Origin of the sequence: Corynebacterium sp. HMSC08D02, assembly GCF_001807505.1 — a bacterium.
Classification (GTDB): domain Bacteria; phylum Actinomycetota; class Actinomycetes; order Mycobacteriales; family Mycobacteriaceae; genus Corynebacterium; species Corynebacterium pseudogenitalium.
Map to the genome: position 1 here is coordinate 137,739 of NZ_KV789235.1, position 21,872 is coordinate 159,610.

A 21,872-nucleotide genomic window follows, 5' to 3' on the forward strand; every position below is an offset into this window, starting at 1 on the left:
GAGTACTGGTACGCCTACGATGGGCATATGACTTTCTTCGGTAGCGACACATTTGAACGTCGACGCGCAGCAGCCTGCAAATTTCTTGCGGCAAATCACCTGCGCGCCGTGATCATCGGCCCTGGCCCGGAATTTGAATACCTGACCGGTACACAAATCGATACGCACGAGAGGCTCTCCGCTATCGTGCTCACCGATGAAGGAAACGCTACCGTTGTCCTCCCCAGCACCGACGCTGGCTCCTTCCCCTCAGACGACCCGGCGCTCATCCCCATTGGGTGGCGCGATGGCGAAGACCCCTATGAAATTGTTTATAAACTCATCGCATCGCCTGCCGACAGCGCAACGCCTCCGATCATTGGCCTGGGCAGCACGCTCACCGCGGATCACGTGCTGGCTTTGCAGCGATACCCATTCAAGACCTGTCTTGCGCAGGACGCATTGTCTAGTCTGTTTATGGTCAAGGATGATGACGAGATTGCGCAATTGGCTCAGGCCGCCGAAGCAATCGACCGCGTTCATGCCCTCGTTCCCTCGCTACTTACCCCAGGTATTACCGAGCGCGCTGTGGCCGACGCACTGCACACGGCGATCCTGGAGGAGCACACCGCAGTAGACTTCATCATCGTCGGTTCTGGCCCCAACGGCGCAAACCCTCATCACGACTTCTCCGATCGAATCATTGAAGCAGGGGACATCGTCGTCGTCGATATCGGAGGGACGATCGCGAGCGGCTACCACTCCGACTGCACGCGAACGTATCTTGTCGAAGGAGCACCGGGTAGCCAAGAGCAGCTCGATGCCTACAAAGTGCTTTTGCAAGCGCAACAGGCAGCTTGCGACGCCGCTCGGCCTGGAATGCGAGCAGAAAAGCTCGACGCGGTTGCGAGGAACATTATCTCCGAGCACGGGTACGGCGAGTGGTTTACGCACCGAATCGGGCACGGCATTGGGTTGGCTGGCCACGAACCGCCGTTCCTGGTCACCGGCAATGATCTCGTCCTAGATGAAGGAATGGTCTTTTCCATCGAACCAGGAATTTACAAACCAGGCAGCTGGGGAATGCGTATCGAGGACATAGTGCATCTTCAGGCAGACGGTGCACACTCGCTGAACACCAGGCCAAAGACTTTGCAGCCCCACCCGCGAGACACTCCGAAGATCTAGGAAAGCACATACATGGAGTTCGGCTTAACTCTTCGCACACTGCTGCCGCTTAGCGTTGACCTCACGCATTCACATTCGATCACGGATGCGGAGTATGGCAAAGCAACCTGGGCAGTCGGCGCTCCTCCTGGCACATTGTTGCAAGCAACGCCGATTCGTCCTATAGGGCTGCAGTACAGGCTCAATCGTGCCAACGCATTCAGAATTGAATACACCACGACCGACGAGCGGGAACGCGTGATGTCTGCTACCGGCGCGGTGTTCCTCAGCAAGCGTCCCTGGCATGGCAATGGACAGCGTCCAACCGTCGCGTTCGCCCCCTCCACCCAAGGCGTTGCCCCGGCATGTGACCCTTCTTACTCCTGCACAGTGGGACTTCGACTTCGACGCAAACCACTGGACCTTATCGCTGCCTACGAGCAGCCTGCGATCAACATGTTGCTCGCCGCGGGAGCAAATGTCGTGTTGACGGACTATCCACGAGATCCCGAAGACAATGTGCAGCTCTATTGCTTCCACCGCGCAGCAGCCCACGCACTCGCCGATGCAGTTCGCGCCAGCGTAGGCCTAGGCTGCAGCGTCGAAAAGCTTGGTCTCTGGGGTTTTTCTCAGGGCGGGGGCGCCGCAGCTTCATGGTTAGAGCAACCCGAGTACGCGCCGGAACTACATCTGCGTGCCGCAGTCGTCGGAGCACCACCTGCAGATCTGCTTGCGATGCTCGACCGCATCGATGGGACGCTTCCGTCCATCATGATTCTTTACGCAGTCGCCGCCCTTCTAGCATCCGACCCAGAGATCACGGAAGAGCTGATGCCCCACCTCAGCCCCGTTGGTATGTCCGCTGTCATCCTTGATGCGAACATCTGTGCAGTGGGCGCGGTCCTCCGACATGCTTGGGCAAGCACCGTACACTGGACGGCAGCAGGTATCCCAATGTCTACGCTCCTCGAGGATCTTCCGAAAACAGCCGCAGCGCTCGACGATCACGCATTAGGTACTCGTACACCACTCGATATCCCACTCAGACTGTGGGGCAGTAAGCACGACGACATCGTCCCGTGGCAAGTGGTCGCCGAACTAGGGGAGAGGTGGGATAGACCCGTTCAAATGCGAAAACTTCCCAAGCTTCCGGGAAGAACTGGCATCAACCACTTCGCCCCATACTTCCAGCACCTCCGAAAGGACGTCCTGTGGCTATTAAGCCAGCTAGAATCCTCAGGCAAGTAACCGTGTAGTCCGGCTAAGATGGTCGGCATGCCAATCTACATTTTGACGTATTTCCTCGTAGAAGCGCTGGCGTTTTTCCTTGTCGCGAAGTCAATCGGCGTTGGCTGGGCTTTGCTGGCAATCTTCGCGCTGATGGTGCTAGGCGGTGCACTGGCGACGCTCACGCTCCGCGGCGAACTCGCAAAGGCGGCACGTGGCAAAACATCTGTAGGGAAGCTAGCAGGCGACTCTGCGCTTCTCATGGTTGGCTGGGCTTTTTGCATTATCCCGGGCTTCGTTTCTTCAATCCTGGGGTTCTTCTTGGTCTTCAGCCCTACTCGCTCGATACTCCGAAACCACCTTTCACGCTCTCTGCGGCAACGCGTGGAAAATGTTGGAATCAGGATGTACGAATCGACGCCGATGTCCCGAAACTCTGCTTCCTACGGCTCGTTCACGCGGCCAACTCCTGAGCGTGGGGCCAGCGACGATGAGCACCCCGTCATTGACACGGATGAAATTGAAGACTGGCTCTACGAAGAGCACAAACGCCGATCAGAAGGTGGGGAAGAGGGACCACGGTCGTGAATGCGTCACTCCGACTTGTCCTCGCGGTACTTTCCGGCGTTGCGGTTGCGTTCTCCTATGAGCCGTTCGGGTACTGGTTCCTCGCAGTACTCGGCGTTGGTGCGTTCTACCTCGCTCTGATGCCGTGGAAACGTTTTGCTACAGCAGCGAAGCCATCGCCAAGTGCAGCATTTGGCTGCTTGCTCGGGTTTGCCCATGCCGCCACGTGCTACTTGATCCTCCTGCCCTGGATCGGAGCATTCGTCGGCGCGATGCCCTACGTGGCGCTCGCTATCACGCTGGCGCTCTCAGCGCTTATCACTGGCGCGGTTGGCGTCCGCATTGCCCGTTGCCAGTATGGGTTCCTTGCTTTTCCATTTGTGTATATCGCGGTGGAGTTCCTCCGCTCGTCGCTTCCATTCGGCGGATTTTCCTGGGTCCGGCTGGCATGGGGGCAGGTCAATGGGCCTCTGGTGTGGCTATCTTCAATTGGTGGTCCAGCGCTAGTTTCTCTCGCCGCCTGTCTCGCTGGTGTAAGCCTCGTGACGTTTCTCATCACGCGTGGGAGAACCCGCAGGGTAGCTGCGTTAGGTTTCGCGCTCCCGATCGGGCTCGGAGGACTTATCAGCCCGAGTTTCGATGGCGAGGGGACAGAGGCTCAGACGGCACAGGGCAACTCCGTACTGGTCGCAGCGATTCAAGGCAATGTGCCGCGCCTCGGGCTTGACTTCAACGCTCAGCGCAGAGCCGTGTTACAAAATCACGTCGATGAAACTGTTCGCGCAGCGAATGATGCCCAAAAACAAGGTGAAAAGCTTGACCTCGTTATTTGGCCGGAGAACTCGTCGGACGTGAACCCGTTTCAAGATCCTTTGGCGGCGTCGTCAATCGAACGCGCTGTGAGCGCAGTAGGGGCACCGGTGCTGGTGGGGACGCTGACGCGCGACGAGGTCGGTGCGCGCAACACGATGGTCGTGTTTGACCCGGAAACAGGGCCAGACGAGACGCATCATAAACGCTTTTTGCAGCCGTTTGGCGAGTACATGCCAATGCGCGACTTCTTCCGGAAAATCACGGACCTCGTGGACCTCGCCAGCGATTTCAAGCCCGGCAATGGCCCAGGTGTCGTCCACATGGGAGGCATCCCTGTTGGGGTTGCCACATGCTATGAAGTGGCAGAAGACCCGGCGTACCGGATGGCAATTAATAATGGTGCGCAAATTCTCGCTACACCGACGAACAACGCGACTTTCGGGTTTAGCGATATGACCTATCAGCAGCTGGCGATGAGCAGGCTGCGTGCCATTGAAACGGATAGGGCAGTGGTTGTTGCAGCTACTTCAGGTGTGTCAGCAATCGTGCACCCTGATGGAACGGTGAGCCAAGAAACTTCTATATTTGAAGCTAACCACCTGATTGAACGCCTGCCACTACATACAACGCGGACATTTGCTGTGCGTTTTGGGGACTACCTCGAGGCTGCGTTCGTTTGGCTTGGGTTCATGCTCATACTCGGTGCAGCAGTCCGCCGACCCAGGGAGTATGCTAGACAACATTTGAACAACGGCGAGAAACGTTGCTGGAAAAGGAGCAGCCACCGTGGCGAATTCGACATTAGTGATCATCCCGACGTACAACGAGATTGAGAATCTTCCCCTCATTGTTGGCCGGGTTTTCGATGCAAACGATGATGTAGACATCCTTATTGTCGACGACAATTCTCCTGACGGAACGGGGCAGAAGGCCGACGAACTGGCAGAAGCGAATGATCGCCTGCACGTCTTGCACCGTGCTGGCAAGGAAGGGCTACTCGCCGCGTACCGCGACGGTTTCAACTGGGGACTCGAGCGTGACTATGAGGTTATCTGCCAGATGGACGCCGATGGCTCGCATGCACCTGAGGAGCTTCACCGCTTGTTGGAGGAGATCGAAAGCGGCGCAGACGTCGTAATCGGTTCGCGGTATGTGGACGGCGGGGAAGTTAAAAATTGGCCGAAGCAGCGCTACTTGCTTTCCAAGCTGGGAAACGCCTATGTTTCCCTTGCGCTGGGTGGCGATGTTCGCGACATGACCGCAGGTTACCGCGCTTTTCGACGCGAAGTCCTCGAGACCATCGATCTCCAGGAGTTGTCCAACAAGGGCTATATTTTCCAGGTCGATATGGCGCACAAGGCCGAGCTTGCCGGTTTCGACGTTCGCGAAGTACCGATTACATTCGAGGACCGCACGTTGGGCGAATCTAAGCTAGACGCAAGCTTCGCGACAACTTCTCTCTGGGAAGTCACCAAGTGGGGTGCCACCGAAAAGTTTGGCACCGCACGGGAGATGGCGAAAGAGGGATTCCGAATGCTCAGCTACGAGGCCAAGCGCTCTAAAGCAAACGAGCTGCTGAGCAAGGCGAACGACCTGCCTCAGCTCGCGGGCAACGTCGTAGAGGTTGCCAAGGAATTCATCGCTTCGAAGCGTAAGTAACTTCGCGTTGACAGTTAGACGAAAAGCGAGAAGCTACAGAATATGTGGCCTCTCGCCTTCGGGCTATAACTAGCTCTTACTTCTTGTTTTCTGCTGCTTGTTCTTTCGCCAAGCGCGCAGCAGCGCGACGACGTTTCCGCAGCTGTTCAAGGCGCTCTTCAAGCAGCACGTCGAGCTCTTCGATAGTACGGCGTTCGCGAAGCATATCCCAGTGAGTACGGGGTGGCTTCGTCGGCTTCGACTCGACGCCTTCGCCTTCCATAAGGGTGCCGAGCTGGCCGTTCTTGCACATCCATTCCTCTGGAATCTCTGCATCATCTGCGAACGGCACTTCGAAAATCTCGCCGTTCGGAGTGCGGTATCGCGCTTGCTGCCGAGGCGCGAGATCATGGTCTCGGTCCGTCTCGTAGCTCACAGCGCCCATTCGACTTCCGCGAAGAACACGATCAGCCATACTCAATTGTCCCTTCTAAACACATTTAAATGCAGTCGCCCTATTATAACGTTCACCTTTTAGATTTTGTTCCCGCAGTATTGAACCGGACATGCATTCCGTTCAAGGTGTGTATTAGGCTGACCCGTATGCCAGAAAGTGATGTGTACGCGAAGAGCGAATCGCCTACGTGTCAGTGGTGTGGCAAAGAAATGGCGCGGCAGCAGGGAAGAGGACGCCGCCGAAAATATTGCAGCCAGTCATGCAAGCAGCGTGCGTATGAACAGCGTAACTTTGTAGCCGGCACTGCGATTGATGAAGGGGCAGCCATCCTTAAACCGGAAACTGTGTCTATGCTCCGCGACAACCTTTTCGTTTTGCGTTGTACAGCGGAAGATATCCGGACAGCTGTGGATGAAGGTGCAAACCCGGATGAATTACGTAACATGTGTGACGAATTAATTGAATTAGCGCGAACAGTTGAGAAGTTGAGGTAAGTACCCATGAAGGAAGTGCAAGCTCCCAGCGACCGCAAGAAGAAGCTCTTGATGGTCATTGTTGCGGGAATTGCGGTGCTCGCGGTCCTGATCGCGATGATCCCATTGCTGCTCAACATGTTTGGTGGCGGTGGAGTCAAGACAGAAGGAATTGATACAGACCGACTTAAACCGGCGGACACTGACATCAACGGCGTTTGGAAGATCCAAAAGCGTCCTGGCGTCAACTCGACGTCCGTTGGGTTCACGTTCGATGAAGTTCTTCCTGGTGAAGCAAAGACGACCTCAGGATCGACGACAGGCGTTGAAGGCGAAGTACATATTGAGTCGGGTGTACTGCAATCTGGCGAAATCGTAGTCGACATGACGAATTTGACTACAGACAGCGATGTTCGAGACAACAACGTACGCCGGAAGATTCTTCACACGGATCAATACCCGACGTCAAGCTTCACGATCACCGAGCCGATTGATCTATCCAAGGTTCCATCAGACGGTTCCGCTGGAACCGTGAACGTGGTCGGAGACTTGACCATCCATGGCGAGACGAATCGCGTCACAGCACCTTTTGACGTAGCCCTGTCTGGCAGCCATCTCATCGTCGCGGGCGATGTACCGTTTGATAGAGCTGACTACGGCGTTGAGACGCCTGAATTTGTCGCAGCGAAGATTGCCGAGAGCGGGCTACTCAATATTCGCCTCAATATGACCAAGTAGACTGTCCAGAATTACCCGCCCAATTACGTCACGTTACGTTATTGGGCGGGCTTCCGCTATCTATATGCAAAGTTGTGGAAATGTCCGATAATGTACATTATGTCAACTAAGGAACTTGACCTTTGCCTCTTATCGGCGCCCACCCCGGTGCTTCCGTACCAATACCGCCTGTGCCAGATCCAAGCCCCCTACTGATGCAACTGCTTCGCGAACCGCAAACTGCCAGAGCCATAGTCGGCGAAATACTTCGTCATAGCCATCGGCCGCGGCTTCACGGAGCCGCCCTTCAAACATTTGACGCTGCAAACGAATCGACAACCGAAGATGTTCCGGCGCACGGCTAATACTGATCGCTTGGAGATGCGTTTGCTGTTCAACTAGCTTCAGAAAATCGACTTCATATTGATACTCCATACCTGGCCATACATACGCACCAAGCACTTGAAGCGCACTCCGACACGCTCGGTTCACGGTTTTTGATTGCACGCGACGTGCCATCACCGATTGCACACCGATACGCCCGCCTGGAAGTAGCATGCGGTCCATCGCGCGAAGGTACTGCACTTTATCGCGTTTCGGGCATGATTCAAGCTGACTAAATGAAACGATTGCATCATACGGCCCATGCTGCTGGGCCCATTGGGCGTCACCAAGTTTGCCCACGGCAACGCGCACATCGTTCGCAGCGCCATTAAGAATGAGGTATTCCCGAAGATGAGCGGCACTGTCATGGCTAATTGCGAGAGTATCAACCACCACTCCGCGCCCTATCGCGGCCAGAGCCACAGCACCTCCCGAGTTCGGATACTCGAGCATTCTCGTACCGCGCCCTGCACCGACTAGGTCCAGCAACTGCTGAGCGCTCCGCGCCTGTATATCGCCCAAGTCGGCTCGATCCGCATCGAGCGGTGCTTCGTAGGTGGTCACATCGATATAGCGGCGCTTCGCGCCACGCTGTTTGGCACGCTGCTCCGGGTAGGACTTGGTCAGTTTGCGCTCGGTAGTTGCGACACCTGTAGCGAAATGACCCTGGAAAGCACTCACACGATCGCCCGAAAAGTGCTGTACGAGAGAACTCGGCAGCATCGCTCCAACAGTTTCCGGCCGTGGCTTCCACGATGTACGGCGGGGTACGTAGCCCTGCCCCAGCAGCTTCGCAATGACTTCAACAAGTACATCCGATGAGGTCACTGACCACTCGCCTGCCATGTACCCCTCTGCCAGGCCTGTCCAGCCAGCAGCCGCGATTCGTTCAAAAAGCCGCTCATGGTTCACGAGAATGTCGGCGTCGTCACCAGAAAGCGTTACACCCGCGGCGTCACAGGCTCGAGCAAACTCGGCCTCTGCAAGCCTGGCGCGAGTTTTCAGAGCAAACCCATCCAACGGCTGCACTAGCCGTGGCCACTTTGTGGCGTCAACAGTGTGTAAATGCGTTGGTACTGGTTCAGGAATCGGCACGCTTCCCCACCTTACTTGGTCAAACTTTCAGCGGAGTTTTCGACGCTTCATCTCCAAAACCATACCGTTCTAACATTATGGGCGTACTATAAAGGGAAGAAAATTCAAACAGCTTTCCCAAGGAGCGACACTTTTATGACTCAGACACCATACCGCCCCGCTGGAAACCGCCATCACGTCGCGATCGTAGGTGCGGGGTTTGGTGGCATTAACGCTGCTCATGCACTCGCGGATGCAGACGTAGACATTACGATTATTAACCGCACAAACCACTTCATCTTCGCCCCTCTGCTCTATCAGGTAGCGACCGGTCTTCTGTCTGTCGGCGAAATTGCCTCTTCGGTTCGCCAGATTTTGGCAAGCCAGGACAACGTTCGCGTTGTGCGCGGCAATGTTGACGAGATCGATACCGCGAATCAGATCGTCACTGCTTCCGATGATGGTGCGTCGTCACAGTATGCCTACGACTCATTGATCCTCGCAGCGGGTGCAGGCCAGTCCTACTTCGGCAACGATCACTTTGCGGAGTTCGCACCTGGTTTGAAAACAGCCGATGACGCGCTCGAGGTGCGCGCGCGCATTCTTGATGCCTTCGAGAAAGCTGAGCTAGCTACTTCCGCTGAAGAACGCGAACGGCTGCTCACTTTTGTGCTCGTCGGCGCCGGTCCAACTGGTGTTGAGCTCGCTGGACAGATCGCCGAGTTGGCGCACCGCGCATTTGCTGGAGGCCAGTACTCGTTCTCACCAGATCAGACCAAGATCCTTCTTATCGACGGCATGCCACAGGTTCTGCCACCATTTGGAAAGCGTCTTGGCCGGAAGGCGCAGCGCGAGTTGGAGAAGGCAGGCGTTACTGTCATCTTAAATGCCATTGTGACTAACGTCGACGCTGAGAGCGTCACGTACAAGAACACCAAGACCGACGAAGAGACCACTGTCTACACTCCAACGAAGATTTGGTCTGCTGGTGTCCAGGCTTCCCCGCTGGGCAAGCAGGTCGCCGAGCAAGCTGGTGTAGAGGCTGAACGTAACGGCAAGGTGCCGGTGAACGCCGACCTGTCCGTTGGCGAACTGTCGAATGTATTCATCGTGGGCGACATGATGAGCCGCGACCGCTTGCCAGGCGTCGCCCAGGTTGCAATCCAGTCCGGTGAATATGTCGGAAAGATCTTGAAGGCACAGGTTGAAGACGAGATTACGCCGGAACAGCGCGAGCCATTCTCCTACTTTGACAAGGGATCGATGGCTATCGTCACTCGCTTTAACGCTGTCGTGAAGATGGGCAAGGTCGAAATCGCTGGATTCTTGGGTTGGTTGATGTGGCTCTACGTCCACGTCTCATTCCTCACTGGACTGCGCAACCGCACTGTCACAGCGTTGACGTGGGTTTACAACGCTTTGAGCTCGAAGCGATACAACCTTCCGACGACACCCGGCCAACGCCACGCGAGCTCCGAAAACGCAGAGAACTAAATGACTCTGCTGACGCGCCTCTCCCCTTTGTATACGGTTGGAGAGGCGCGTTCGTGTTCCGTTCTCGAAGGGCGTAGTATCTCGAGCGTTGTTATATCCCTCGCCCTTGATTGGCGCGACGCAGGTAGTAAAGGGGGCCACTATGCCACCAAGGATCCCGTTGTCGAGGAAGTCGTCGAAAAGCACGCTTCAACCATCGCGCATACCGGTGAAGGTCCCTCTGGAACGCTCGATCGACTTTTGCAAAGTATTTGTCGACGGCAAGCGCGTCCCTGGCAACTATCGGATTCCACAGGCACTGCAGGTCGCACGGGAGCACGATAACGCGTTTGTGTGGGTCTCGTTGAAAGGTCCGACAGATGAGCAGATGACCAAGATCTCGTCGTTTTTCGACATTGACGATCTGATCGTTGACGACGTAGTCGATGCCCACCAGAGGCCAAAGGTTGAGCGCTACGATGAGCAGCTGTTCATGGTCGTGCGCTCGGTGTATTACCGCGACGATGAGGAGGTTGCGGATGCCCGTGAAATCATTTCCACTGGTGAAGTCCAAATTGTGACCGGTCCGAACTTTGCGATCACAATCCGGCACGGCGCACCACTGCCTGATTTGACTGGCAAACTAGAGAGCGAGGAGGAGCTTGCGGTGCTTGGCCCAAGTGCCGTCGCATGGGTGGTGTCCGACTACATCGTCGATAACTATTTGAAGGTCGCAGACAACCTGAGCCGCGACGTCGATGAGCTGGAAAACGAAGTGTTTACGCCTCGGCGAGACATTAACATTGACAAGATTTACAACTACAAACGTGAGATCTTGGAGATGCGCCACGCGATCGATCCACTTGCACCGGCGTTAAAGAATGGGTTGACCAACAACCGTGATCTGATGCGGAAAGCGCTCAGATCTTACTTCCGTGACGTGCAGGACAACGCGACGATCGTGAGTGACCACCTCTCAGGCTTCGATGAACGCCTTTCCTCCCTGCTTGACGCCTCGGTTGCGAAGGTTTCGATGCAACAGAACTCCGATATGCGTACGATATCTGCAGTAGTTGGTATGGCTGCGGCCCCGACCATGATTGCCGGTGTTTATGGCATGAATTTCGAGAATATGCCGGAATTGGCTTGGAAGTACTCCTACCCGGTGGTGCTCGGCGTAATGATCCTGACCATGGCACTGATGTATTGGTGGTTCAGGAAGAACCGCTGGCTTTAGGGTACGAGGAGCTTCAGATTCGTCAGGGCCACTAACTTGCCTTCGTGATGCATTTCGATGCGCCAGAGGTGGGTTCGCCGCCCGACATGAACTGGGCGCGCGGATGCTTCGATTCGCCCGTCACGGACGCTTCGTAGGAGGTCGGTGTTGTTGTTCATGCCGACAGCAGGTCTGCCAGCTGTCGCCATCGCTGCAACGGAACCTACCGTCTCTGCGAGACCGGCATAGACTCCCCCGTTGACGATCCCGGCAGGCTGAAGATGCTGGGGTCCGACGTCTATATGTGCAGTTACGCACTCTGGGCTACACGCCGTGATCACCATTCCGATCGTGTTGGCGTAACCGTTGTTGTATTCGTTGAGGGTCCGCAATTCTTCCTCGTTGAGCTCGCGATCAACTTTTTCGAATAGAAAACTCATTCCGTTCTTTCCTCTCAGCAGCGTAGTATTGTCTGCATGACTACCACCGAGCATGATACGAATCAGTCCCAGACTCATCTCGCCCAGATCGGCGTTGTCGGTATGGCGGTGATGGGTTCGAACCTAGCACGTAATTTCGCCCGCAACGGACATACGGTTGCTATCTACAACCGGTCCCCTGAGAAGACTCGCGCCGTAATGGCCGAGCACGGGGATGAGGGCTCGTTTATCCCATCTGAAACGATTGAGGACTTTGTTGCCTCGCTGGAGCGTCCACGCCGTGCTGTCATCATGGTCCAGGCTGGCAAGGCTACGGATGCAGTGATCAATCAGCTCGTCGAAGCGATGGATGAGGGCGATATCATCATCGATGGCGGTAACTCGTTGTTCACCGATACGATCCGCCGTGAGAAAGAAGTCGCTGAAAAGGGGCGCCACTTCGTCGGCGCAGGTATCTCTGGCGGCGAGGAAGGTGCACTGCTTGGTCCTTCGATCATGCCTGGTGGTCCTGTCGAGTCATGGGAGGCGCTTGGCCCACTCCTTGAGGATATTGCCGCGAAAGTCGATGGCGTTCCGTGCGTGACCCACATTGGCCCAAATGGTGCCGGACACTTCGTCAAGATGGTGCATAACGGCATCGAGTACGCCGATATGCAGGTCATCGGCGAGGCATACCATTTGCTTCGCTACGCAGCTGGGTTGGAGCCGGCGGAGATCGCTGAAATCTTCTCCGAGTGGAATGAGGGTGACCTGGATTCCTACCTGATCGAGATCACCGCTGAGGTACTGAAGCAAGTCGATGAGCAAACAGGCAAACCGTTTGTCGACGTCGTTGTGGACGCGGCTGGCCAGAAGGGCACGGGTCGCTGGACTGTGAAGGAGGCCCTAGACTTGGGCGTCCCAGTCACTGGCATCGGCGAAGCAGTGTTTGCTCGTGCGCTTTCTTCTTCTACTGCGCAACGCACCGCGGCCTTGGAGGCCAACCTCCCTAGTGGCGTAGAAGCTTCGTTCGCTGACCTTGGTCTGGACAAGGCGCAGTTCGTCGAGGATGTCCGGCGTGCTCTGTACGCCTCAAAGCTCGTTGCGTACGCGCAAGGCTTTGATGAAATTGCTGCGGGTTCCGAGGAGTACGACTGGGGTCTGAAGCCTGGTGAGCTGGCGAAGATTTGGCGTGGTGGCTGCATTATCCGCGCGAAGTTCCTCGACCGCATCACCGAGGCGTATGAGAAAAACCCTGAGCTGCCATCACTGTTGCTCGACCCTTACTTCCGCAATGAGCTGGAGGGCGGCGTCATTGATGCGTGGCGTCGCGTCGTCATAACGGCTACGCAGCTCGGGCTTCCGGTTCCGGTATTCGCGTCCTCGCTCTCCTACTACGATTCCTTGCGTGCAGACCGCTTGCCTGCGGCGCTGATTCAGGGACAACGTGATTTCTTCGGTGCGCACACCTACAAGCGCGTCGATATGGACGGCACGTTCCATATCGCGTGGTCTGGCGACCGCAAGGAGCTTCGTTACTAAGCGTGGCGATAGCACCTGACCGCAAAAAGGCACTAGGGTGTTTGCAATGAAAAGTTTTGCCGATCTCGGCCTTCCCCACCCCCTGGTGCGCGCGCTCAACGCAGAAGGAATTACTCGGCCGTTTCCAATTCAGGAAGCGGCTATTCCTGATGCCCTAGCAGGCAGAGACGTGCTTGGGCGTGGTCCGACCGGCTCCGGCAAGACTTTTACGTTTGGTTTGCCGATGTTGGCGCGTCTTAGTGGTGCGCCAAGTCAGCCTGGACGGCCCCGTGGACTTGTGCTCGCACCGACGCGTGAATTGGCAAGCCAGATTCAACAGCGATTGAACAGCCCCGCGAGCGCACAAGGCCTTCGCGTGCTAGATGTAGTTGGTGGCGTCAATATCAATACGCAGATCCGCGCTTTGGCGGCACCAGTCGACCTCTTGGTGGCGACACCGGGCCGTGCAGAGGATCTATTGCAGCGTGGCGTCCTCGATTTTCGGGCTCTGGAGATCGTCACGCTTGATGAAGCCGACCAGATGGCCGACATGGGCTTCATGCCTCAGGTCATCAAGCTTGTCGACCGAGCGCCAAAGGATTCCCAGAAGTTACTGTTTTCTGCAACGCTCGATGGCGATGTACAGAGAATCGTTGACAGGTACATGCATAATCCGGTTACGCACTCCACAGCTCCAGCGAAGTCAGCTGTAAAGACCATGAAACACTTCGTCCTGTTGTGTGGCAGCCGCGAGTCGCGCAATGCTCGAGTGCTGGAAATCGCCGCACGCGAAGGCAAGACGATCATGTTTATGCGCACGAAGCATGGTGTGGACAGGCAGGTGAAGAAGCTTCGTCGCGCCGGAGTTCACGCGCAGGGAATTCACGGTGACAAAGGTCAAGGTGCTCGAACTCGCGCACTAGAGGGGTTCGCTGATGGTTCAACTCCAGTCTTAGTTGCGACGGACATCGCAGCACGCGGAATCGACGTTTCGGGAGTCTCACTCGTTGTCCACATCGACCCGCCTGCAGAACACAAGGCATACTTGCACCGCGCGGGGCGTACAGCGCGTGCGGGCACTGAGGGCAACGTTGTTACGTTGGTCATGGATGAACAGCGTAAGGAGGTTCGCTCGCTCCTCAACAAAGCTGGAGTACGAGCGACCGAAGTCCGGGCGCAGGAGCTTACACCTGAGGTCGTTGAGATCACCGGAGCTCGGCAGCCGTCTGGGAAGCCCCTGCCACCGCCTGGTGGCCAGCCACCACATCAGCGAAAGAACCACAACGCAACCAGGCGTTCGAAACGCCCCAGTGCGAATGCTCAACGACGACGGTCGACGGGAAGGAGCGGTAGGCGTCGGACGCCTCGGTCATAGTCGATGGATATAGTCATTTCAATCTTTGCTCTTTTGGGCTTCATCTTGTTGACGGCCTCAACGGGCCTGTTCGTTGCAATCGAGTTTGCAATGACAGGACTCGAGCGCTCAACTATCGATGAGCACGTCCGGGAGGTCGGCGACCGCACGGCGAAAGCCGTCGCTCGAGACCACGCGAACCTTTCGTTCGTGTTGTCAGGCGCGCAACTCGGTATTACCGTGACGACGCTCGCAGCTGGCTTCCTCGCCGAGCCGGTGTTGGGCAAGTTCTTCACCCCCCTGCTTGAGCTCGTTGGTCTGAGTGAAGCGGCCTCAACGACAGTAGCGCTGATCCTTGCGTTGGCGATTGCGACATTGCTCTCGATGGTTTTTGGCGAACTTGTTCCAAAGAACATGGCGATTACGGATCCGCTGAAGACTGCGCGGGTCGTGGTACCTCCTGTGAATGCGTTTAATACCGCAGCTGGTTGGTTTATTAAGTGGCTCAATTCTTCGGCGAACTGGGTTGTGCGAAAACTCGGGATTGAGCCAGCAGATGAGCTAGCCTCCGCTCGTTCTGGTCAAGAGCTGGGTGCGGTGGTCCGAAACTCGATGGAGTCTGGAGACCTTGACGCAGATACCGCAGCGGTGATCGACAGATCGCTGCAGTTCGGAGAGACCACCGCCGAAGCCGTGATGACGCCACGTTCAACCATTAATGCGCTTGACGCTGAGGACACCGTAGCGGATTTGATTGCGTTTGCACGTGAGACAGGCCATTCGCGCTTCCCCGTCCGCCGCGGTGACTTGGACGACACAATAGGCGTGGTCCACATCAAAGACGCCTTTTCTGTAGATAAGAAGCAGCGTGCAACCACCAAGCTGTCAACGCTGGCCAAGCCAGTTCCGTTTATCCCCGGGACGCTTGACGGCGATGCGGTGCTCAACAGGGTTCGTTCCGCGGGCTCACAGGTAGTGCTGGTTGCGGATGAGTTCGGCGGAACGCAAGGTCTGGTCACGATTGAGGACGTGGTCGAGGAGATCCTCGGTGAGGTGTACGACGAGTACGACGACCGCGAATCCGAGCGGGACTTTTTGCACGTCGGAACGTCGTGGGAGATTTCTGGTTTGGTGCGGCTCGATGAACTGCAGGAGGAGCTCGGTTATGTTGCACCCGAGGGGCCTTACGAAACTCTTGGAGGACTGATTATGTCAGCACTTGGACATATCCCAACAGTTGGCGACAAAGTAGTGCTCCCCTCCGGTACAGCTGATTTCCAGGAACAGTTTGAAACAGGCAGCGCCGGCCACTGGCTCGCAAGGGTTTCCACAATGGATGATCGCAGGATCGACAGGGCAATTTTGAGTCCGATTTCTCCAGAGGAAGCAATCGAGTTTCAGAGGAGGTCAGCACAGTGAATATTTGGGTAGCATTCCTTCTCATTTTGGTCCTGCTGGCGCTCAACGCGTTCTTCGTTGCGTCAGAGTTCGCACTCGTGTCCTCCAGGCGCGATCGATTGGAGTCAATGCAGGCACAAGGCAAGACAAATGTTACTGGCGTGCTGTACGCGACGGAACACCTCTCGATTTACCTCGCAGGTGCCCAACTGGGCATCACCATCGCGTCGCTCGTGCTCGGTAAGGTCGCTGAGCCTGCGGTTGCACACTATGTTGAAGTTCCGTTTCTCGCGATGGGGTTGCCGGGTGAGTGGCTGCATCCTGTTTCCTTCGTGATTGCGCTGGCGTTCATCTCCTTCTTGCATATTTTGTTCGGCGAGATGGTGCCGAAGAACATTGCGATTGCCGGACCAGAGTCAACTGCTGTTTGGCTTACCCCCGCTATGACGCTTTGGATGAAGGCCACGGGGCCGTTTATTCGCTTCTTGAACTGGGTAGCGCGTAAGACGCTGGCTCTGTTTGGTATTGAACAGCGCGATGAGCTTTCATCCACTGTGGACCAGAAACAGCTGGCGAACATGATTCGTGAATCACGCGAAGAGGGTCTTCTTGACGCTGAGGAAACAGCTCGCCTTTCAAAGGCGCTGCGCTCTGAGTCGAGGAACCTCAAAGAGGTAATGATCCCGCTCGATCGTCTGACAACCATCCCCTTTTACCCTGAGGGCGTCGCGCTTTCGATAATCGAGCAAGCTGTACGTGAAACCGGATATTCGCGCTTCCCCGTTGCTAGGCCTTCCGGCATTCTCGTTGGATATATTCACGTGAAGGACATTTTGGACCTGATGGAGTCCGATGAGGATGATCCACTGGTACCGGTGAGCCGCATCCGCCCATTGATGGTGATTGATGGCTCTGAGTCGCTGGATAGTGCGCTGACGTCGCTGCACCGTCGCTCTGCACACATGGCTCAGGTCCGCGATCAAGGTCGCCTCGTTGGCGTACTTGCTCTTGAGGACGTCATTGAGGAGTACGTGGGCACGGTCGCAGACTGGACCCACGAGAATTCATGATTCGTACGTTCCTGGAGTCAGCCGAATACGAGGCTCGGATCGCGTCGCATGAGGAACGTGCGGCCGGATTCGTCGAGCCACACCTAGCTCGCCGTCGTCGCGCACAGAAGCACCCGGTGTGGGACTTCCTGTTCGACTACTACAGGTTCCGCCCCACACACCTTAAGAAGTGGCATCCTGGCGCAAATACAGTGCTTCTCGACGCCTCTACGCTTCCTCAAGCTTCATGGCGCGACTACCAAGTTGTAGACAGCAGGCACGTGTGCGCAAACATCGCGTCGTTTCTTGAGCACCGTGAACAAGACGTTCGGGAAATTGACGAACTACTTCGCGCGACAGCCTCTCGTTCGGCGCACTTTGACTGCTTCGGTTTGCATGAATGGGCAATGTTGTACCGCGAGGAACGCCCTCGTCATGATCTTCCGCTTCGTCTCGGAGCAGACGGCACGAACTCAGTGGTTGAATCTCATCAGCTTCGATGCAGCCACTTCGACGCGTTTCGTTTCTTTACTCCCCCAGCTCGCCCCCTCAACGTTGTGGCGTTGCGGAGGGAAGACCAGGTATCGAGGGAACAACCAGGCTGTGTGCACGCCACCATGGATCTGTTTAAGTGGGCTTTGAAACTTGGCCCATTGGTCCCTGGCGAGCTCCTCCTTGACTGTTTCGAATTGGCCAAGGACGCGCGTCGCCTCGATATGGAGGCATCCCCGTACGACTGCCGGGAACTCGGCTTCGACATCGTTCCTGTGGAGACTACTGAGGGAAAAGCCATGTACGTGCAGCGCCAACGAGCGCTCAGCGCACGTGGAGAAGAATTACGCTCCCGGCTCGTCGCTCTCCTCGACGTAGTTCTAGGGCGATAGACTGTTTGACAACGCTAGACGGGTTGTACACGAAGTAAGGACGGTATTGGCATGGGCCGACATTCTGATGGCAAGAGTAACTATCGCTTGTCCGGTGGAGCGATCCTGGTCATTCTGGTCGCGCTCGCTGTGATTTTGAGTGCCATTTTGATGATGAAGCTGAAGCCAGAACAGTCCGATGATGCTTCTGAAGCACAGTGCGTGTCTGGAGAACTCTCACTGCCAGTAGCGTCTACGGAACGATCGGTCGGTGAAGCGATCGTAGCCGCGTACAACGAGTCGCACCGTGTTGTGCGGGACTACTGTATGCAGGCAGAGCTCGTCGATAAGGTCGAGGACGCAGCTATCCTTCTCGCTCCGGAAACCGCGAACCCAGACGCCGTACTTAGGAACGCAAAACGCTCGGCGGCGGTACCTGACCCACAGATTGTTTACGCAGCACCTCTCGGCGTGGAGGGGCAAACTTCTACTGATCCAGCGACACTTAAGCTGGAGTCAGTGCGATTTGTGTTGCCTGAACGCTCGGATGCCTCTGTTGCTGTTGCGTCATTGCTTGCCAAAGATGAGGCAGGCGCCGTAGATGTCCTACAACAGCAGGCAGTGGAAGATATAGAGTCAATCCAAGATGAACAGAGTCTATACGCAGCAGCTATTGAACAAGCATCCGGTGACCGGGTTTTCACATCGCTAGATGCAGTTTTGAACTACGTCGGTATCCCGCTGAACAGTACTGATAACGTCGATGAGAATAAGTCTCGCGCCGGGCAGGACCTCATGAAGTACGCGGCGTCAACGTTGAAAACTGATAGCAAATCACAGGTGGTTGATGTCCCTGATCAGGTTTGGTCCCAGGTGGCAGAAATTCCGGTCGATGAAACAGAAAAGGAACAGAAAGAAGTTGGTTCCGAAAACCAACAGCAAGCTCTGGACACGTTATTCCTGTACGATACGTCAGATGCGATGCAGCCTTTCAAGCCAGCAGTCGACACCGCGATACGCGATGCTGCATACCGTGTCACCGAATCTGGCCATCAAGTAGCGCTTTGGAACTACTCTTCCCCACTGAACCCTGGTGTAACGAAGGGTTGGCGCAGCAACATTGCTATGACCAGTGATGCCGAGGACGTCGCATACACCGCCAGCTTGCTTGGCACCGGTGGTGCTCCGCAGACTCGTGAAGCGCTCTTCGCTGCTGCCGATGCCATGCGTGAGCTCGATCGCGATATTCGCATCGTGTTGATTACCACCGGCACCGCCGATGATGATGGTTCACCACAGGCGGCAGCAGCACTGCAGGACCGGCTCGGTGAGCGAATCAAGCTTGACGTCGTTCGTGTAGGCGATAGCCCTGCAGATACGGCTGTGACAGATGTCGCATCCGTGGTGAAAGAGGCTCCATCCGCTGAGCAGGTCAGTGCCGCTCTGACCGCCGTTGTCGACTAACCACTTGCGCTAGACCCACAGCAGTCCGAAAGGCTGCAGCCCCGCCGGGGAGTAAACGGCGGGGCTGCAGCCTTTCAGAACTCTCTAGGAAGACTTACGACGGCGACGATCTGCGAGTTCATCGAACCCGGCAGGCTGAGGGTCATTGAGTTCGGGATTGATGGTTTCTGCTGGGAAGTCAGCAATTGTGCCAGTCAGATCCTTCATAATCTGCGGGACCGCGATACCAAAGACACCCTGGCCGCCGCCGAGAAGGTCAATGACCTCCTCGTTGCTGCGGCACTCGTACACCGTTGCGCCATCAGAGACCAACGTGATCTCGGCGATGTCATTCACACCCCGGTTACGGAGCTTATCCACGGCTAGGCGAATGTTTTGCAGTGAGATCCCGGTATCCAAGAGACCTTTCACGATTTTCAGAACCAGAATGTCCTTGAAGGAGTAGAGGCGCTGGGAGCCGGAGCCCTTTGCGCCACGGATTGAAGGCTTCACCAAGTCAGTGCGCGCCCAGTAATCGAGCTGGCGGTACGTGATGCCTGCTACCTGGCATGCAATCGGAACTCGGTACCCCACTTCGTCAGAAGGCCCGATATCAAACAGCGTTTCCTGAACAGGCCCTTCCACTGCGGAAAGTTCAAGCTCTTGTTGCAGATCGCTCATTTTCCATACTCCCGTTTTCTATTGTCTCGGCTAACAGTATTTGTACTGATAGCTTAGGCATTTGACTCTATCAGCTCGGGCCGACACGCCGAAGTCTCAACCTTTACTTTACATTGAGGGAAGTTTAGTTGGCAGCCCCGTCCCCATCTTCATCATCGGAAGTAAAAAGATCATCCGCGCCAAGGCTCTTCATCAGCTGTTCAAAATCGCGGTCTGCTTCTGGGTCACCGCTTGCGGAAACACTTCCGTCTTCAGCGTCCCCTTCGACAACGGGAAGATCAAGGTCAAAGATACCTTTCGCATCTGCCGCGGAAATCCGTATGCCGGCTTGCCGCAAAACCTGAGGGTCAACCTCGAGAGCAATATCCCCTGTCCAAGCCAAAAGCAGCGCGTCGGACATGCTCGTGTCTACTTTGCTGCCAGTACTCAGCAACACCTCGGCATGAAACACGCCTTCGTAATAGCTCGCAATGCGCACGGCCTGCACTTGAGCGCCGAGATCCTTTAGCGTTTCCAAATACGTTTCGTAAATACTCGGGTTCAGGGGGCCTACATCATCAATGAGTGCGGCCAGCTTGCCTCCAGAAAATGGAGAAAGCCAAATTGGCAGGAATAGGTTCTGCTCTGGTGCGTGCAGCAACGCGCACAGAAAGTGTTCCGGGCCGACCGGGTAGACTCCGAGCAAATTCAGCGACCGCATCTCAGCGCCCGGAATTTCGCAGCTCGTTCTTGAGCAGCGAAGCGTGCAATGATACGACCAGGGCGGAAAGCTGCTGCCCGAGTTCTTCCGCTTGCTGTGCTGAATTTTCCTTACCGGACTTCGCAACGGGTTCCGTTACTTGAGAGATGAGATCAGCCTGGCGACGAGCCATAGTCCGCAGCGTCTTGAGGTGGCGAGAATCCAAACCGAATTCCGCTAGCGCCATGGCTGCAGTAACCACGCGGACGTCGTCGGCGGTGAAATGACCAGCCACATCAGGGACGATCAATCCATCACGCACGAACTCATCGACAAGTTCTTGGTCTGCTTGAGCCTGCTCGGCAACGTCTCGGTCGCTCAAGTGCGTCGAAGTTGGTGCGCGGAAGCTATCTGGAGAAACTAGCGGATCAGCTTCGCTCGCGCTCATGATCGCGGTGACCTGACCGGAATCCATGGCCTCGAGCTGCTCGCGGATCACCTTTAATGGAAGGTAATTGTCTCGCTGGGTAACCAAGATGTAGCGAAGTCGCTCGACATCATCACTTGTAAAGCGCCGGTATCCGGACGCAGTGCGTTGTGGAGTGATCAGGCCTTCGGACTCAAGAAAGCGAATCTTCGACACAGTCACATCAGGGAACTCTTCCCGCAACTGTTTCAGGACAACACCAATGGACATGGTCTTTGTCCCTGACGGGGCGACGGTGGCTCCCATTTGCTCTGTAGCAGCTCGGCGTATTGCACTCACGGTGATGATTAATCTCTTCTAATGGGCAGGGGCAGACAAACGGACAATACTACTTTTCGTCGGCGATAAAGACCAGGCGGAATTTACCAATCTGAATCTCATCCCCGGAGGAGAGCACCTGCGAGTCCTTTGGCTCTCGGTTCACATAAGTGCCGTTCAGTGATCCCACGTCAACGACTTCGAAAGAGTCACCATCGCGGCGGAACTCAGCGTGACGGCGGGACACCGTGACGTCATCAAGGAAAATGTCGGCCTCAGGATGGCGACCTGCGGTGGTTGCGTCCTGGTCCAACAGGAACCTTGCGCCAGCGTTCGGTCCGCGCTTCACCACGAGCAACGCAACACCATCCGGCAAATTCTCCGTGCTGGTGACGTTATCGTTGGCTGCAGCAGCGCCGTTCTCCATCTCCTTCAAAAGGTCAGCGCGAAAGACGGAGGTCGTTTCGACCTGGACGATGTCTGCATCTTTGTTTTCGGCCATTCCAAACTCCTGACGGTGTTTTTGAAAGTCAAT

Annotated in this window: 22 protein-coding genes; 15 read left to right on the forward strand and 7 right to left on the reverse strand. The window is 56.0% G+C overall.

Annotated elements, in window-relative coordinates:
• The first annotated feature begins 27 nt into the window (after positions 1-27).
• From HMPREF3170_RS00960 to HMPREF3170_RS00980, 5 genes are read left to right on the forward strand one after another with little or no spacing between them, the layout of a single operon-like run.
• The gene (locus tag HMPREF3170_RS00960) at positions 28-1,167 is read left to right on the forward strand and encodes a M24 family metallopeptidase (protein WP_070477137.1); all 1,140 of its coding nucleotides are present in this window, start codon (positions 28-30) and stop codon (positions 1,165-1,167) included.
• Positions 1,168-1,179: 12 nt separating this feature from the next.
• Positions 1,180-2,394: a lipase family protein gene (locus HMPREF3170_RS00965; protein WP_070477139.1), complete on the forward strand. Its 1,215-nt coding sequence runs from the start codon at positions 1,180-1,182 to the stop codon at positions 2,392-2,394.
• A gap of 27 nt (positions 2,395-2,421) precedes the next feature.
• Positions 2,422-2,961: an FxsA family protein gene (locus tag HMPREF3170_RS00970; protein WP_070363522.1), complete on the forward strand. Its 540-nt coding sequence runs from the start codon at positions 2,422-2,424 to the stop codon at positions 2,959-2,961.
• Complete coding sequence (gene lnt / locus HMPREF3170_RS00975) at positions 2,958-4,586, forward strand: apolipoprotein N-acyltransferase (protein ID WP_070477141.1); 1,629 nt, start codon at positions 2,958-2,960, stop codon at positions 4,584-4,586. Before HMPREF3170_RS00970 ends, lnt begins: the two co-directional genes overlap by 4 nt.
• A complete protein-coding gene (locus HMPREF3170_RS00980) occupies positions 4,540-5,412 on the forward strand; it encodes a polyprenol monophosphomannose synthase (RefSeq protein ID WP_083290780.1) in 873 nt (290 codons plus the stop codon). Before lnt ends, HMPREF3170_RS00980 begins: the two co-directional genes overlap by 47 nt.
• Before the next feature lie 76 nt (positions 5,413-5,488).
• On the opposite strand, the gene HMPREF3170_RS00985 is transcribed toward HMPREF3170_RS00980, so the two are convergent.
• Positions 5,489-5,866, reverse strand: a complete 378-nt coding sequence (locus HMPREF3170_RS00985) for an RNA polymerase-binding protein RbpA (protein WP_070477143.1) — start codon at positions 5,864-5,866, stop codon at positions 5,489-5,491.
• A gap of 128 nt (positions 5,867-5,994) precedes the next feature.
• Here HMPREF3170_RS00985 and HMPREF3170_RS11205 point away from each other — a divergent pair, with 128 nt between their 5' ends.
• A complete protein-coding gene (locus HMPREF3170_RS11205; RefSeq protein WP_071572633.1) occupies positions 5,995-6,342 on the forward strand; it encodes a hypothetical protein in 348 nt (115 codons plus the stop codon).
• Between the two features lie 6 nt (positions 6,343-6,348).
• Positions 6,349-7,059, forward strand: a complete 711-nt coding sequence (locus HMPREF3170_RS00990; protein WP_070477145.1) for a YceI family protein — start codon at positions 6,349-6,351, stop codon at positions 7,057-7,059.
• Between the two features lie 129 nt (positions 7,060-7,188).
• On the opposite strand, the gene HMPREF3170_RS00995 is transcribed toward HMPREF3170_RS00990, so the two are convergent.
• Positions 7,189-8,517, reverse strand: coding sequence for an SAM-dependent methyltransferase (locus HMPREF3170_RS00995; RefSeq protein ID WP_141742145.1), 1,329 nt, complete (start codon positions 8,515-8,517; stop codon positions 7,189-7,191).
• 135 nt (positions 8,518-8,652) lie between these two features.
• Here HMPREF3170_RS00995 and HMPREF3170_RS01000 point away from each other — a divergent pair, with 135 nt between their 5' ends.
• Positions 8,653-9,990, forward strand: coding sequence for an NAD(P)/FAD-dependent oxidoreductase (locus tag HMPREF3170_RS01000; RefSeq protein ID WP_070477147.1), 1,338 nt, complete (start codon positions 8,653-8,655; stop codon positions 9,988-9,990).
• Between the two features lie 142 nt (positions 9,991-10,132).
• On the forward strand, positions 10,133-11,206 hold the full coding sequence (locus tag HMPREF3170_RS01005) for a magnesium and cobalt transport protein CorA (RefSeq protein WP_070362481.1): 1,074 nt from the start codon (positions 10,133-10,135) through the stop codon (positions 11,204-11,206).
• Here the strand turns inward: HMPREF3170_RS01005 and HMPREF3170_RS01010 are convergent.
• On the reverse strand, positions 11,203-11,625 hold the full coding sequence (locus HMPREF3170_RS01010) for a PaaI family thioesterase (protein ID WP_070362482.1): 423 nt from the start codon (positions 11,623-11,625) through the stop codon (positions 11,203-11,205). The two genes, HMPREF3170_RS01005 and HMPREF3170_RS01010, sit on opposite strands and share 4 nt — an antisense overlap.
• Positions 11,626-11,661: 36 nt before the next feature.
• Between HMPREF3170_RS01010 and gndA the strand changes: the two genes are divergently transcribed.
• The 6 genes from gndA to HMPREF3170_RS01040 are packed head-to-tail and all read left to right on the forward strand — an operon-like array spanning position 11,662 to position 19,253.
• Positions 11,662-13,146 carry an NADP-dependent phosphogluconate dehydrogenase gene (gene gndA / locus HMPREF3170_RS01015; RefSeq protein WP_070362483.1) on the forward strand — a complete coding sequence of 495 codons (1,485 nt, stop codon included), beginning with the start codon at positions 11,662-11,664 and terminating at the stop codon, positions 13,144-13,146.
• Between the two features lie 46 nt (positions 13,147-13,192).
• On the forward strand, positions 13,193-14,500 hold the full coding sequence (locus HMPREF3170_RS01020; RefSeq protein ID WP_070477214.1) for a DEAD/DEAH box helicase: 1,308 nt from the start codon (positions 13,193-13,195) through the stop codon (positions 14,498-14,500).
• Positions 14,501-14,503: 3 nt separating this feature from the next.
• The gene (locus HMPREF3170_RS01025; protein ID WP_070477150.1) at positions 14,504-15,898 is read left to right on the forward strand and encodes a hemolysin family protein; all 1,395 of its coding nucleotides are present in this window, start codon (positions 14,504-14,506) and stop codon (positions 15,896-15,898) included.
• Positions 15,895-16,947: a hemolysin family protein gene (locus tag HMPREF3170_RS01030; RefSeq protein WP_070477152.1), complete on the forward strand. Its 1,053-nt coding sequence runs from the start codon at positions 15,895-15,897 to the stop codon at positions 16,945-16,947. Before HMPREF3170_RS01025 ends, HMPREF3170_RS01030 begins: the two co-directional genes overlap by 4 nt.
• Complete coding sequence (locus HMPREF3170_RS01035; protein WP_070477154.1) at positions 16,944-17,810, forward strand: 3-methyladenine DNA glycosylase; 867 nt, start codon at positions 16,944-16,946, stop codon at positions 17,808-17,810. Before HMPREF3170_RS01030 ends, HMPREF3170_RS01035 begins: the two co-directional genes overlap by 4 nt.
• A gap of 51 nt (positions 17,811-17,861) precedes the next feature.
• Positions 17,862-19,253 carry a hypothetical protein gene (locus HMPREF3170_RS01040; protein WP_070477156.1) on the forward strand — a complete coding sequence of 464 codons (1,392 nt, stop codon included), beginning with the start codon at positions 17,862-17,864 and terminating at the stop codon, positions 19,251-19,253.
• 84 nt (positions 19,254-19,337) lie between these two features.
• On the opposite strand, the gene HMPREF3170_RS01045 is transcribed toward HMPREF3170_RS01040, so the two are convergent.
• The 4 genes from HMPREF3170_RS01045 to odhI all read right to left on the reverse strand — a co-directional run bounded on the left by HMPREF3170_RS01045 (position 19,338) and on the right by odhI (position 21,839).
• Positions 19,338-19,913, reverse strand: coding sequence for a MerR family transcriptional regulator (locus tag HMPREF3170_RS01045; protein WP_070362489.1), 576 nt, complete (start codon positions 19,911-19,913; stop codon positions 19,338-19,340).
• A 124-nt stretch (positions 19,914-20,037) separates the two neighbouring features.
• Positions 20,038-20,613 (reverse strand): bifunctional nuclease domain-containing protein, encoded by a 576-nt coding sequence (locus HMPREF3170_RS01050; protein WP_070477158.1) that lies wholly within the window; start codon positions 20,611-20,613, stop codon positions 20,038-20,040.
• 1 nt (position 20,614) lies between these two features.
• Positions 20,615-21,358 (reverse strand): transcriptional regulator FtsR, encoded by a 744-nt coding sequence (locus tag HMPREF3170_RS01055; RefSeq protein WP_083290782.1) that lies wholly within the window; start codon positions 21,356-21,358, stop codon positions 20,615-20,617.
• Positions 21,359-21,407: 49 nt separating this feature from the next.
• Positions 21,408-21,839 (reverse strand): oxoglutarate dehydrogenase inhibitor Odhl, encoded by a 432-nt coding sequence (gene odhI, locus HMPREF3170_RS01060; protein ID WP_070362492.1) that lies wholly within the window; start codon positions 21,837-21,839, stop codon positions 21,408-21,410.
• Positions 21,840-21,872 lie beyond the last annotated feature (33 nt).

Bases quoted from the DNA above. Each gene is read 5' to 3' on its own strand.
- HMPREF3170_RS00960 (WP_070477137.1), top strand. From the start codon at position 28: ATGACTTTCTTCGGTAGCGACACATTTGAACGTCGACGCGCAGCAGCC.
- HMPREF3170_RS00965 (WP_070477139.1), top strand. From the start codon at position 1,180: ATGGAGTTCGGCTTAACTCTTCGCACACTGCTGCCGCTTAGCGTTGAC.
- HMPREF3170_RS00970 (WP_070363522.1), top strand. From the start codon at position 2,422: ATGCCAATCTACATTTTGACGTATTTCCTCGTAGAAGCGCTGGCGTTT.
- HMPREF3170_RS00985 (WP_070477143.1), bottom strand. From the start codon at position 5,866: ATGGCTGATCGTGTTCTTCGCGGAAGTCGAATGGGCGCTGTGAGCTAC.
- HMPREF3170_RS11205 (WP_071572633.1), top strand. From the start codon at position 5,995: ATGCCAGAAAGTGATGTGTACGCGAAGAGCGAATCGCCTACGTGTCAG.
- HMPREF3170_RS00990 (WP_070477145.1), top strand. From the start codon at position 6,349: ATGAAGGAAGTGCAAGCTCCCAGCGACCGCAAGAAGAAGCTCTTGATG.
- HMPREF3170_RS01000 (WP_070477147.1), top strand. From the start codon at position 8,653: ATGACTCAGACACCATACCGCCCCGCTGGAAACCGCCATCACGTCGCG.
- HMPREF3170_RS01005 (WP_070362481.1), top strand. From the start codon at position 10,133: ATGCCACCAAGGATCCCGTTGTCGAGGAAGTCGTCGAAAAGCACGCTT.
- HMPREF3170_RS01010 (WP_070362482.1), bottom strand. From the start codon at position 11,625: ATGAGTTTTCTATTCGAAAAAGTTGATCGCGAGCTCAACGAGGAAGAA.
- gndA (WP_070362483.1), top strand. From the start codon at position 11,662: ATGACTACCACCGAGCATGATACGAATCAGTCCCAGACTCATCTCGCC.
- HMPREF3170_RS01020 (WP_070477214.1), top strand. From the start codon at position 13,193: ATGAAAAGTTTTGCCGATCTCGGCCTTCCCCACCCCCTGGTGCGCGCG.
- HMPREF3170_RS01025 (WP_070477150.1), top strand. From the start codon at position 14,504: ATGGATATAGTCATTTCAATCTTTGCTCTTTTGGGCTTCATCTTGTTG.
- HMPREF3170_RS01035 (WP_070477154.1), top strand. From the start codon at position 16,944: ATGATTCGTACGTTCCTGGAGTCAGCCGAATACGAGGCTCGGATCGCG.
- HMPREF3170_RS01040 (WP_070477156.1), top strand. From the start codon at position 17,862: ATGGGCCGACATTCTGATGGCAAGAGTAACTATCGCTTGTCCGGTGGA.
- HMPREF3170_RS01045 (WP_070362489.1), bottom strand. From the start codon at position 19,913: ATGAGCGATCTGCAACAAGAGCTTGAACTTTCCGCAGTGGAAGGGCCT.
- HMPREF3170_RS01050 (WP_070477158.1), bottom strand. From the start codon at position 20,613: ATGCGGTCGCTGAATTTGCTCGGAGTCTACCCGGTCGGCCCGGAACAC.
- odhI (WP_070362492.1), bottom strand. From the start codon at position 21,839: ATGGCCGAAAACAAAGATGCAGACATCGTCCAGGTCGAAACGACCTCC.